This window comes from Pseudomonas protegens (assembly GCF_013407925.2).
Taxonomy (GTDB): Bacteria; Pseudomonadota; Gammaproteobacteria; order Pseudomonadales; family Pseudomonadaceae; genus Aquipseudomonas; species Aquipseudomonas fluorescens_AP.
In genome coordinates this window covers 6,058,035-6,069,843 of sequence record NZ_CP060201.1, presented here as the reverse complement: position 1 = coordinate 6,069,843, position 11,809 = coordinate 6,058,035, and the positions used below count along the sequence as shown (strand labels likewise).

Annotated in this window: 10 protein-coding genes; 7 read left to right on the top strand and 3 right to left on the bottom strand. The window is 68.2% G+C overall.

All coding sequences use genetic code 11. The features are described 5' to 3' along the window. Positions 1-235 precede the first annotated feature (235 nt). From GGI48_RS28035 to GGI48_RS28005, 7 genes are all read left to right on the top strand, one after another. On the top strand, positions 236-1,138 hold the full coding sequence (locus tag GGI48_RS28035) for a helix-turn-helix domain-containing protein (RefSeq protein ID WP_042941409.1): 903 nt from the start codon (positions 236-238) through the stop codon (positions 1,136-1,138). Positions 1,139-1,340: 202 nt separating this feature from the next. Continuing rightward, positions 1,341-3,572 (top strand): TonB-dependent siderophore receptor, encoded by a 2,232-nt coding sequence (locus GGI48_RS28030; RefSeq protein ID WP_179601145.1) that lies wholly within the window; start codon positions 1,341-1,343, stop codon positions 3,570-3,572. A 6-nt stretch (positions 3,573-3,578) separates the two neighbouring features. Then, a complete protein-coding gene (locus GGI48_RS28025; RefSeq protein ID WP_179601143.1) occupies positions 3,579-4,460 on the top strand; it encodes a PepSY-associated TM helix domain-containing protein in 882 nt (293 codons plus the stop codon). Continuing rightward, positions 4,447-5,565 (top strand): ABC transporter substrate-binding protein, encoded by a 1,119-nt coding sequence (locus tag GGI48_RS28020; protein WP_179601141.1) that lies wholly within the window; start codon positions 4,447-4,449, stop codon positions 5,563-5,565. The genes GGI48_RS28025 and GGI48_RS28020 overlap by 14 nt, the downstream gene beginning before the upstream one ends. After that, positions 5,562-6,629 (top strand): FecCD family ABC transporter permease, encoded by a 1,068-nt coding sequence (locus tag GGI48_RS28015; RefSeq protein ID WP_103740771.1) that lies wholly within the window; start codon positions 5,562-5,564, stop codon positions 6,627-6,629. The genes GGI48_RS28020 and GGI48_RS28015 overlap by 4 nt, the downstream gene beginning before the upstream one ends. After that, complete coding sequence (locus tag GGI48_RS28010) at positions 6,626-7,456, top strand: ABC transporter ATP-binding protein (RefSeq protein WP_260620551.1); 831 nt, start codon at positions 6,626-6,628, stop codon at positions 7,454-7,456. The genes GGI48_RS28015 and GGI48_RS28010 overlap by 4 nt, the downstream gene beginning before the upstream one ends. A gap of 3 nt (positions 7,457-7,459) precedes the next feature. Further along, a complete protein-coding gene (locus tag GGI48_RS28005; protein WP_179601139.1) occupies positions 7,460-8,674 on the top strand; it encodes an MFS transporter in 1,215 nt (404 codons plus the stop codon). 177 nt (positions 8,675-8,851) lie between these two features. Here the strand turns inward: GGI48_RS28005 and GGI48_RS28000 are convergent, their stop codons facing one another. The 3 genes from GGI48_RS28000 to GGI48_RS27990 form a co-directional block, all read right to left on the bottom strand. After that, complete coding sequence (locus GGI48_RS28000; protein ID WP_047304905.1) at positions 8,852-10,030, bottom strand: sugar transporter; 1,179 nt, start codon at positions 10,028-10,030, stop codon at positions 8,852-8,854. A 131-nt stretch (positions 10,031-10,161) separates the two neighbouring features. Further along, complete coding sequence (locus GGI48_RS27995) at positions 10,162-10,761, bottom strand: TetR/AcrR family transcriptional regulator (RefSeq protein WP_016967511.1); 600 nt, start codon at positions 10,759-10,761, stop codon at positions 10,162-10,164. A gap of 144 nt (positions 10,762-10,905) precedes the next feature. Further along, the gene (locus GGI48_RS27990; RefSeq protein WP_179601137.1) at positions 10,906-11,793 is read right to left on the bottom strand and encodes an alpha/beta fold hydrolase; all 888 of its coding nucleotides are present in this window, start codon (positions 11,791-11,793) and stop codon (positions 10,906-10,908) included. Between the last annotated feature and the right edge of the window lie 16 nt (positions 11,794-11,809).

Here is an 11,809-nt window from a genome sequence, read left to right as displayed (position 1 = left end):
GATGGCGGGGTCGTCCATGTTCAGCGGCTGCGCTTGCAAATGAGAGTGATTATTAACCGGTAATTTCCGAGGCCCGGCAATCGGCAGGACATTCGTTTGCGCGGCTTTTTCTTTTGATTGCGCGGCAAGCCCCGGCAGTACCGGGGGCAAAAGCTAAAGGATAATCATTCTTAATTACATGAAAGGATTTTCCTGATAGCGTATGGCCTCTTTTCCGGTCTACAGGGAGTTCGCCATGCTCAGCCCCCACGCTGCGCCGCAGCCTGTCCAAGGGGATTTCACCCTGCACTTTCCCAATCCGCAGCACGCCGGCACGGCGGCCGTGGTGCCGGAAATCACCTTGTCCACCGGGACGGTGCTGATGGACAGCCAGATGTGGATGCAGGAGCCGCTCTGGCAAGGCTTGAAAATCATCCTGGTGCTCAGCGGCCAGCTCAATTGCCGGGTCGAGGGCCAGCCGGAGGTGGAGATTCGCGGGCCGACCCTGTGCGCGGTGGCCAACCAGGGCGAGCACTGCGGCGACCACCTGTTCGCCAGCGGAGTGCCGGTGCGCTACACCACGGTGCAACTGGACTTCCCGGCAATCCGCCAGGCGGGCCTTGAGCCCGAGCGCCTGCTGGACCCGCTGGGCGGCGGGCCGATGCTGTTCTGCCAGCCGGCCAGCAAGCCGCTGCTGGCCCTGGCCCAGCAGATCCTCACCTGCCCGCTGCAAGGCCCGACCCGCTCCTTCTACCTGGGCGGCAAGGCCCTGGAACTCACCGCCCTGGGGGTCGAGGGGATCCTCGCCCATGCCGAGTCGCGGCCGCTGCAGGACAGCCCCGGCAGCGCGGCGGACATCGAGCGCATCCATGCCGCCCGGGACCTGCTGCTCGGTTCCTTGCAGGCCTCGCCGTCGCTGTCCGAGCTGTCGCGCCAGGTGGGCCTGAATCCGCGCAAGCTCACCGCCGGTTTTCGCCAGGTGTTCGGCACCAGTGTCTATGCCTACCTGCAGGAACAGCGCCTGAGCGAGGCGTACCGCCTGCTGGCCAGCGGCGAAACCAATGTTTCCAGCGCCGCCTATCGGGTCGGCTACAGCCCGGCGCACTTCTCCACCGCCTTTCGCAAGCGCTTCGGGGTGTCGCCCAAGTCCTTGCGCTGAGGCGCCGTTGCCTTGAATGCCTGGAGTCTTGAACAACGCCGCCTGGTGCCGTCGAACCTCGCGCCTGTTGCCCCGGGCGTCCAGCCCGCGCGGTGCCGCAAACGAAAGAAATGGTCGCTCAAGCCAAAGTTTTAGCCGGCAACCCAGGCGCACAAATGAGATACGTTTGCATTCTCATTTAATCCCCATCACGGAGTGAAGCATGGGTAGCCGCGTTGCGCACCAAAACACCCAAGGTTGGCCGGCCACAGGTCCGGTCTTGCGTCCGGCGCTGCACCGCAGCCCGCTGGCGTGCCTGATCCATGGCCTGGCCCTGGGCCTGTCGCTGACCCAGGCCGGCGCCGCGCTGGCCGCCGATGGCGAGGCCGACCAGGACCACAGCCTGACCCTGGACACCAGCGTGATCAGCGCCACCCAGGTCGACTCGCCGACCGGCCAGCAAAGCGGCTACGTGGCCAGGCGCAGCCTCAGCGGGACCAAGACCGATGCCGCGCTGAGTGAAATTCCCCAGGCGATTTCCGTGGTCACCCGCGATCAGATGGACGCCCAGCAGGTGCAGTCGGTGAACGAGGCATTGCGCTACACCGCCGGGGTCCAGGCCAACACCACCGCCGCCAGCCAGCGTTTCGACACGATCTCGATCCGTGGCTTCGACGTCACCACCGGCATGCTCCGCGATGGCCTCAAGGGCAACACCGCCCAGGCCTGGCCCAAGGTCGAAGCCTATGGCCTGGAGCGCATCGACGTGCTCAAGGGCCCGGCCTCGGTGCTGTTCGGCCAGAACTCGCCGGGCGGCGTGGTCAACCAGATCAGCAAGCGCCCGCTGGAGCAGCCCTTCCATGAAGTGCAGATCCAGGGCGGCAGTTTCGACCGGGCCCAGGGCCAGTTCGACTTCAGCGGCCCGCTGGACGATGAGGGACAGTTCCTCTACCGCCTGGTGGGGCTGGAACGCGACAGCGGCACCCAGTTCGAGCACATCAAGGACGACAAGCAGTACTTCGCGCCCTCCTTCACCTGGAAGCCCAACGACGACACCCGCCTGACCCTGCTGGCCGACTACACCCAGGATGCGTTCGGTGCCCCCAGGGTGTTCCTGCCGGCCCGGGGCACCCTGCTCGGCAACCCCAATGGCAAGGTCAAGCACAATGTGTTCCTCGATGAACCGGGGCTGGACAACGATCGTACCCAGTACTCACTGGGCTACCTGCTGGAGCACCGCCTGAACGACGTCTGGAGCCTCAATTCCAGCGCCCGCTACGGCCACGTCAATTTGCTGACCAACACCGCCAGCGGCATGTCCCTGGAGTCGGATCTACGCACGTTGAAGCGCTCTGCCTATCGCTTTCGCATCGTCGGCGACACCTACTCCCTGGACAACAACGCCCAGGCCCGCTGGAACCTGGGCAATACGCAGATGCTGTCGCTGTTGGGGATCGACTACCGGCGCACCCGCGAGGACTACTACCTGCGCGGTGGCAGCGCCTCGCCCATCGACATCTATAACCCGGTGCATGGCGGCGTGTTCGACCCCAGCACGCCGTTCACCAACACCGTGCAGCGCGCCGATCAGGTCGGGGTCTACGCCCAGCAGCAGTTCACCTTCGATGAGCATTGGGTGCTCACCGTCGGTGGGCGCCAGGACCGCTCCAGCGCCCGCACCGACAATCGCCTGGAACAGACCGGGAGCAAGCAGAACGACGAGAAGTTCACTTACCGCACCGGCCTGGTGTACCTGGCGGACAACGGCCTGGCGCCCTACATCAGCTACTCCACCTCGTTCGACCCGGTGCTGGGCACCAACTTCTACGGCACGCCGTACAAGCCCACCAGCGCCAAGCAATCGGAAGTGGGGGTCAAGTACCAGCCACCGGGGATCGACAGCTACATCACCCTGTCGCTGTTTGACCTGACCCAGGAAAACGTCAAGACCGCCGACCCGGCCCAACGCCTGAACACCCTGCAGACCGGCGAGGTGAACGTGCGCGGCATCGAGCTTGAAGGCAAGGCCAGCCTGGCCCGGGGCCTGGACCTGCTGGCAACGCTGACCTTCAACGACGCCGAGGTGAGCAAGAGCAACAACCCGCTGGAGAAAGGCCAGCGCCCCACCGACACTCCGGAAAAGATGGCCTCGCTGTGGGCCGACTACACCCTGCCCGAAGGTCCGCTCGGCGGCCTGGGCTTTGGCGCCGGGGTGCGCTACATCGGCTCCACCGAGGCCGATGCCGCCAACACCGTCAGCGTGCCCTCCTACACCCTGCTGGATGCGGCGGTGCACTACGACTTCGACCAGCTGATCCCGGCGGCCAAGGGCCTGCGCCTGGCGGTGAACGCCACCAACCTCACCGACAAGCGCTATTACGAAGGCTGCTCGCTGACCAGTTGCAGTGCCGGCTATGACCGCAGCGTCATCGCCAGCCTGCGCTACCGCTGGTAAGCCGCCGTGGCGCGCCTGCGTGACCTCTGGCTCGGGCTGCATCGCTGGCTGGCCCTGAGCCTGGGCCTGCTGCTGGCTCTGCTGGGCCTCAGTGGTTCGCTGCTGGAGCTCAAGGGGCCGATCCTGCGCTGGGAAGTCGGGGCCTCGATGCTGCAACTGGCCCCTGGCGAACACCGCGCCCCGCTTGAGCAGAGCGCCTGGATCAACGCCGCTGCCAGCGCCTATCCGCAGTTGCAGAAAGTCTTCGGCGCGGCGCCCCCGCGCCAGGGCTTTCTCGAATCGGACAACGTGATCGTCTTCGGTGCCCTCAAGGAACGCCCCGGCACCGGCATCGCCATGATCGATCCCTACAGCGGCGAGCCCCGGGGCTTCTTCGTCTTCGAAGACCTGTGGCTGGCCAGGCTGGTGGCGCTGCACCGCAGCCTGCTGTTGCCCCAGGCCTTGGGCTCGAACTTGGTGCTGGTGTGTGGCGCGGTGCTGCTGGGCTCGCTGGGCAGTGGCCTGTACCTGTGGTGGCCGGGCCGGCGCAGCTGGTGGAAAGCCGCCAGCCTGCGCCCCGGCAGCCGCGGCACCCGACGCCTGCGCGAATGGCACAACGTGGCGGCGGCCTGGCTGTGCCTGCCGCTGCTGCTGATCGCCGCAAGCGGCGCCTGGCTGGCGCGCCCCGACCTGTTCACCTGGCTCGCGGCCCAGCCGATGGCGATAAAACCAGTGTTGTCCGCCGCCCACGGGCACCTGCTGCTGGGGGCTCCCGGCGCCTGGCTGGCTTTTCTCTGCGGTCTTTCGTTACCCCTGCTGTACATCACCGGCCTGCTGCTGTGGTGGCGCAAGCGCGTCGCCCGCCGGGCCGTCCAATCGTTCAAGGAACCCTTACATGACACACCGTGATTTCTTGCGTCGCGCCCGCCACGGGCTGCTGCTCGGCCTGCTGTGGGCCGCCACCGCCAGCGCCGCGACCCTCACCGACCTGGCCGGGCGCCAGGTCCAGGTGCCGGACAAGGTCGAACACATCCTCCTGGGTGAGGGGCGGATGATCTATTCCCTGTCACTGCTCGAAGGCCAGAATCCCTTCGCCCGCCTCGCCGGTTGGCAGGGGGACTTTCGCGGCCTCGACGTGCAGGGCTACGAGGCCTACCACAAGGCCTTTCCCGAGGCGGACAAGGTGCCGCTGGTAGGAGGAACGTCCGCCGAAACCTTCAGCGTCGAAAAGGCCCTGGCGGTGCACCCGGACCTGGCGATCATGGCCCTGAGCGGCGGCCACGGGCCGAGCCCCGACAGCGAGGCGGTGAAGCAGCTGGAAGCCGCCGGGGTGGCGGTGCTCTTCGTCGACTTCAGCGACCATCCCCTGCGCAACACCGTGCCCAGCATGCGCCTGCTGGGCCAGGCCCTGGGCCGCGTGCAGCAGGCCGAGGCGTTCATCGCCTTCTATCAACAGTCCCTGGCCCGGGTCAGCGAGACCCTGACCAAGGCCGCGCCGCTCAAGCAGCCGACGATTTTCATCGACATGCTCGCCGGCTTGCAGGATTGCTGCGGCTCGCCGGGCACCGGCAACTTCGGCGAGATGATCAAGCTGGCCGGCGGCCACAACATCGCCGACGGGCGCATCCCCGGGCCCATTGGCGTGCTCAACGTCGAATACATCCTTTCCAGCGACCCGGACGTGTATGTCGCCACCGGGGTCTTCGCCGCCGGCCAGGGCGGCGTGACCCTGGGTTATTCCGCCACCCTGCAACAGGCCCGGGACAGCCTGCGCCAGGCCGCCCAGCGCCCGCCGCTGAACGAGCTGCGGGCAGTGCGCCAGGGCCATGTGCATGGCCTGTGGCACATTTTCTATGACTCGCCGGAGCACCTGATCGCGGTCCAGGCCCTGGCCAAGTGGCTGCACCCGGAGCTGTTCAAGGACCTGGACCCGGACCAGACCCGCCGCGAGCTGTACCAGCGCTTCATGCCGATTCCCGCCAGCGGCGTGTTCGCCACGAGCCTGCAACCATGACCCGGGCCGCCACCGAGGTGCAGGACAGCATCGCCAGCGGGCATTACCGCAAACGCCATGGCCGCCGGGTGCTGCTGTTGTCCGGGCTGGCCCTGGCCTTGTTGCTGTCGCTGGCCCTGGACATCACCACCGGGCCTTCGGGCATGAGCCTGTCGCGCCTGCTGCAGGTGCTCTGGGACCCGGGCTCGATGCCCCGGGTCGAAGCGGTGATCGTGTGGAACGTGCGCCTGCCCTACGCGCTGATGGCGGTGCTGGTGGGCGCCGCCCTGGCCCTGGCCGGCGCGGAGATGCAGACCGTGCTCGACAACCCGCTGGCCAGCCCCTTCACCCTCGGCGTGTCCGCCGCCGCGGCCTTCGGCGCGGCCCTGGCGATTGTCCTCGGCCTGGGTATTCCCGGGGTGCCGGCGCAGTACCTGATCTCGGCCAACGCCTTCCTCTTCGCCCTGGCCTCGGTGGCCTTGCTCTACCTGCTGGCGCGCTGGCGCGGCTTCGGCGTCGAGAGCCTGGTGCTGTTCGGCATCGCCCTGGTGTTCGCCTTCAATGCCCTGGTGGCCCTGCTGCAATTCGTCGCCACCCAGGACAGCCTGCAGCAACTGGTGTTCTGGACCCTGGGCAGCCTGGCCCGGGCCTCCTGGGAAAAGCTCGCGCTGCTGGCCCTGGCCCTGGCGCTGTGCCTGCCGTTTTCCCTGCGCCAGAGCTGGGCCCTGACCGCCCTGACCCTGGGCGAGGAACGGGCCCGCAGCTTCGGCATCGACGTTGGCCGCCTGCGCCTGCTGGCGCTGCTGCGCATCAGCCTGCTGTCGGCCCTGGCGGTGTCCTTTGTCGGCACCATCGGCTTTATCGGCCTGATCGCCCCGCACATCGCCCGCCTGCTGGTGGGCGAGGACCATCGGCTGTTCCTGCCGGCCAGCGTGCTCAGCGGCGGGCTGATCCTGTCCATGGCCTCCATCGCCAGCAAGGCGCTGATCCCCGGGGTGCTGATTCCGGTGGGGATCGTCACTGCCTTGGTGGGCATTCCCTTTTTCATGGCCATCGTCATGCGCAACCGTCGAGGTGTCCTGTGAACTCGCCTGTGTCCTCCAACGCCGGCCTGTGCACCGCCGGCCTGAACATGCACTACGGCAGCCGCCAGGTGCTGTGCGACGTAGCCCTGCCGCCCCTGGCCGGGGGCAGCGTGACCGCGCTGATCGGCCCCAACGCGGCGGGAAAATCGACCCTGCTACGGGGCATCGCCGGGTTGCAGAAAACCACCGGACAGGTGCTGCTCGATGGCACCGATCTGAACCGCCTGCCCCAGGTGGAACGGGCGCAGCACATCGTCTATCTGCCCCAGAGCCTGCCGGAACGCACCCGCCTGTGCGCCTTCGAAGCGGTGCTCAGCGCCGCCATGGCCGGCCATCGCGCTGGCGGTTTCGCCCCCGGCCGGCCCAGCGCGGCGGTGCTGCAGGGGGTCGAACAGGTGCTCCGGGACCTGGACCTGACCGCCCTGGCCGACCGCCCGATCGACGCCCTCTCCGGTGGCCAGCGCCAACTGGTGGGGCTGGCCCAGGCCCTGGTGCGCCAGCCTCGGGTACTGCTGCTGGATGAACCCACCAGCGCCCTGGACCTGTACCACCAGTGCCAGGTGGTGGACGCCATTACCCGGGCCACCCGCGAGCGCCAGTTGATCACCCTGGTGGTGGTCCACGATATCAACCTGGCCCTGGGTTTCAGCCAGCAGGTGGTGGTGCTGCACAACGGCCGCCTGGCCGCCGCCGGACCGGCCCTGGAGGTGATCAACCCACAGCTGCTGCGCGACGTCTATGGCGTCGACGGCCACCTGGAACAGGTACGCGGTCGACCGCTGGTAATGGTCGACGGCCGCCTGCCCTCTCACTCCGCCCTGGGATAAACCATGACCCACGCTCAACAGTTGCCCCTCGACACCCTGGACACGCCCCAGGCCGCCCCGGCCTTCGACCTGCGCCCGCTGCTGGTGGCCAACCTGACCTGCACCATGGCGATGATGGCGTTCGTTTCGCTGATCGGCCCCATCGCGCGGATACTCGGCCTGGCCACCTGGCAGGCGGGCACGGCGGTGACCGTTTCCGGGGTGATCTGGATGCTCCTGGCCCGGCCCTGGGGCCGGGCCAGCGACCGCCTGGGCCGACGGCAGATCCTGCTGCTGGGCACCGGCGGCTTCACCCTGGCCTTTATCGCCCTCAGCCTGTTTATCGACGTGGCGCTGCACGCCCTGCCCTCGGCCCTGCTGGCGTTCGCCGGGCTGCTGTTGGGACGGGGCCTGACCGGAGTGTTCTACGCGGCGATTCCGGTGGGTGGCTACGCGCTGATCGCCGACAACATCGCGCCCGAGCACCGGGCCCGGGCCATGGCCTCGCTGGGGGCGGCCAACGCCTGCGGCCTGGTGCTGGGCCCGGCAATTGCTGCGCTGCTGGCGCGCCACAGCCTGAGCCTGCCGTTCTACGTGCTGGCGGTGCTGCCGCTGCTGGGCTTCGCCTTCCTCAAGGCGCGGCTGCCGCGCCAGGAACTGCACCTCAAGCAGCCACCCAAATCGGTGAGCCTGGGCGACCCGCGCCTGCGCCGGCCGCTGCTGGTGGCGTTCGTCGCCATGCTGTGCGTGGCCATGGCGCAGATCACCGTCGGCTTCTTCGCCCTCGACCGCCTGGGCATGGACCCGGCGCACGCGGCGCAGACCGCCGGCATTGCCCTGACCCTGGTCGGCGTGGCGCTGATCGCCTCGCAACTGGTGGTGCGCAAGCTGGAATGGCCGCCACTGCGGATGATCCGCATCGGCGCCCTGGTGGCCGCCGTGGGTTTTGCCGCGAGCATTGTCGCGGCCCAGGCCTGGGTGCTGTGGCTGGGGTTCTTCGTTTCGGCCGCGGGCATGGGCTGGATCTTCCCCTCGTTCGCCGCCCTGGCCAGCAACGCGGTGGACGCCGCCGAGCAAGGCGCCACCGCCGGTTCCGTCGGCGCGGCCCAGGGCCTGGGAGTGGTGGTCGGGCCCCTGGCCGGGACCCTGATCTACGGGCTGGAACCGCGCCTGCCCTACCTGCTGGCGGCGCTGTTGCTCGTCCTAGTGGCCTGCTGGCCCGAAGCCCGACGCCGCTGAACGACGCGCATTGTCGAAACCCTGCGGCCCTGTAGCCGCTGCCGAGCCTGCGGCGAGGCTGCGCAAAGGTCCGCAGGACCTTGCCTGGCGATCGCCCGCCGAACGCGCAGCGGCCTCAAGATCGCCGCGTCCCTGCGACGGAGTGCCGCCCAGACCGTTCGCAGCCTGCGGCAGCGGCTACACGCTGCTGCGAGCCATGCGCCGCAGGGCCAGGCTGTACAGCAGCAAGGCCAGGCTCGCCAGGGCGCCGCCCGCCAGGCCGACATAAGCAAAACCCAGTTGCCCGCCAACCCAGCTACCCAGCAGCGCGCCGCCACCGATGCCGATGTTGTAGATCCCGGAGAACATCGCCATCGCCACGTCGGTGGCATCCGGCGCCAGCACCAGCACCTTGGATTGCAGGGCCAGGCCGAAGCCCATGATCGCCATGCCCCAGACCACGCTCAGCGCCACCAGCGACCAGACGTGGCCATTGAGCGGCAACAGCAGGCTCAGGCACAGCGCCAGCAGCACCACCGCGGTCAGCAAGAAGCCCTGGGGACTGTGGCGATGCAGCACGCTGAACAGCAGCGAGCCGATGATGCCGGCGCCGCCGAACACCAGCAGCACCAGGGTCACCACCTCGCCGCCCAGGCCCGCCGCCACCTTGATGAAGGGCTCGATGTAGCTGTAGGCGGTGAACTGCGCGGTCACCACCAGGGCGGTGAGCACATAGATCGCCACCAGCGCCGGGCGCTTGAACAGCAACGGCAGGCTGCGCAGCGAGCCGGAGTTCTGGCTCGGCAGCAGCGGCAAGGTGCGTATCAGCCAGAGCACCAGCAGGCCGGCCATGGCGGCGATCACGCCAAAGGTGGTGCGCCAGCCCAGGGCTTCGCCCAGCAAGCGTCCCAGGGGAATGCCCAGGACCATGGCCAGCGAGGTGCCGGTGGCCAGCAGCCCCAGGGCCTGCACCTGCTTGCCCGGCGGCGCCAGGCGCACCGCCAGGGACGCGGTGATGGACCAGAACAGGGCATGGGCCAGGGCCACGCCGATACGGCTGAGCATCAGCAGGCCGAAGCTGTTGGCCACACTGGACAGGACATGGCTGACGATGAACAGGCCGAACAGCACCGTGAGCAACCGGCGCCGCTCGACGTTGCGGGTCAGCAGCATCACCGGCAGCGAGGTCAGGGACACGATCCAGGCGTAGATGGTCAGCATCAGCCCGACCCGCTCGGTGGGCAAATCGAAGCTGGCGCCGATGGCGCTGAGCAGGCCCACCGGCACGAACTCGGTGGTGTTGAAGACAAAGGCCGCCAGCGCCAGTGCGATGACCGGCTGCCAGTTGCCTTGGGGTGTCGCCGGGGAATCGCTCATGGGGGGCGTCGTACTCTTTCGCTGATGGAACAGGTCCAGGACCCGATAAAAAATGCACAACCCGGGCCAGCCTTAGCGGCCCCGGGGTCGCGGAGCAAAGCCCGTTGCCCGGAGCATTGCCGGGCACCGCTTCAGCGCCCTGGGGCGCTGCCCGGAAAGACTTGCATGGCCAGCGCCACGCCCTGCAGCAGGCGCGCCGCGCTGACCCCGTCGCGGGCCTGCACCGAGAGCCCGTGGAGCACCATGGAGTAATAATCCCCCAAGGACGTTGCATCGCTGTGGCGGGGCAATTCACCTGCCTGCACCGCCGCTTCCAGGCGCTGGATGATGCTCGCGGTACGGGCCCGGCGATGCTCGGCCAGCCATTCGCGCACGCTGTCGTTGTCGCTTGAGCAGTTCACCGCGGAGGCCACCACCATGCAGCCCCGGGGACCGTCGGGACGGGTGTAGAGGGCCACCGCGTCCTGCAGCATGCGCTCGATGGCGAGGTAGGCGTTGGGCTCCTGCAGGGCCAGGTCGGCGAAGCCGCCTTCCTGGCTTTCGTACAGCTCGATGGCCTCGCGAAACAGCGCCTCCTTGGAACCGAAGGCGGCATAGATGCGCGCCGAAGCGATGCCCAGGGCCGCCACCAGGTCGGCCATGGAGGTGGTTTCGAAACCACGGGCCCAGAACAGTTCCTGTGCCTGGCGCAGCGCCAGGTCACGATCGAATTCGCGGGGTCTTCCAGCCATGGGGGTCGGGTATCTCGTCAAGACAGGGAAGGCGTTCGGCGCAGGCCGGACAGCCGGTTGGCGCGGCGCGCCGGGACGAAATGATATTAGATTTGTACCGGCCGCGGTCATTTTCCGTGCCCGCGGCCGTGCCTGCGTCGCGCCTCAGTCACCGCCCTCCTGCAGAAACGGCAGCAGCAGCGCGAGAAATTCCTCGGGCGCCTCTTCCATGATGAAGTGCCCGCAGTCCGGCACTATGGCGCCGCGCAGGTCGCTGGCATGGCCTTGCAGGGTCAAGAGCGGCGCATCGTTGGTGGCGTGTTCGGCGCCGATCGCCAGCACCGGCATCGCCAGCGGCCGCTGGGCCCGCAGGCGGTTCTGGCGCACCGTCTCGGGAATCGCCCGGTAGTAGGCAAAGCCCGCCCGCAGGCCGCCCGGTGCCGCATAGGCGTCGATGTAGACCTCGGCGGCCACTGCTTCGCGACGATGGGACCAGTGGTCGAAGATGTAGCTCAGGTAGGCCCGTTCGCGCCCGGCGATCAGTGCCTCGGGCAGATCCCGCAGCTGGTTGAACATGAAGTGCCAGAGAAAGATGTTCTGCTCCGGCGCCACGAAAATCGGCGGCGCCTCCGCCAGCCCGGGGATCACCGCCTCGGTCAGCGCCAGGCGCTCCACCGCCTGTGGCCGGTCGCTGGCCAGGGCGTAGGCGATCCACATGCCGACGTCATGGCCGACCACGCTGTAACGGGCAAAGCCCAGTTGCAGCATCACCTGATGCAGCACCTCGGCCACCTGGCCGGTGTCGTAGCCCTGCTCCGGGCGGTCGGACTGGCCGCTGCCCGGCGGGTCCACGGCGATCGCCTGGAAGCCCTGGGCCGCCAGGGCCCGGATCACCCCGCGCCAGGCGTACCAGGTCTGTGGCCAGCCGGGAATCAGCAGCACCGGGCGGCCGCTGCCGGCGCTGACGCAATGGATGCGCTGGCCAGCGATGCGCACATAGCGATGGGTCAGGCCGTCGGTGTCGGCCTGGGTGTTGTCCGTCAAGGCATTCATGGGGTTTTCTCGCTGA

Coding starts and splice junctions, on each gene's coding strand:
- GGI48_RS28015 (WP_103740771.1), top strand. CDS start 5,562: ATGACCCGGGCCGCCACCGAGGTGCAGGACAGCATCGCCAGCGGGCAT.
- GGI48_RS27990 (WP_179601137.1), bottom strand. CDS start 11,793: ATGAATGCCTTGACGGACAACACCCAGGCCGACACCGACGGCCTGACC.
- GGI48_RS28035 (WP_042941409.1), top strand. CDS start 236: ATGCTCAGCCCCCACGCTGCGCCGCAGCCTGTCCAAGGGGATTTCACC.
- GGI48_RS28020 (WP_179601141.1), top strand. CDS start 4,447: ATGACACACCGTGATTTCTTGCGTCGCGCCCGCCACGGGCTGCTGCTC.
- GGI48_RS28030 (WP_179601145.1), top strand. CDS start 1,341: ATGGGTAGCCGCGTTGCGCACCAAAACACCCAAGGTTGGCCGGCCACA.
- GGI48_RS28000 (WP_047304905.1), bottom strand. CDS start 10,030: ATGAGCGATTCCCCGGCGACACCCCAAGGCAACTGGCAGCCGGTCATC.
- GGI48_RS28005 (WP_179601139.1), top strand. CDS start 7,460: ATGACCCACGCTCAACAGTTGCCCCTCGACACCCTGGACACGCCCCAG.
- GGI48_RS27995 (WP_016967511.1), bottom strand. CDS start 10,761: ATGGCTGGAAGACCCCGCGAATTCGATCGTGACCTGGCGCTGCGCCAG.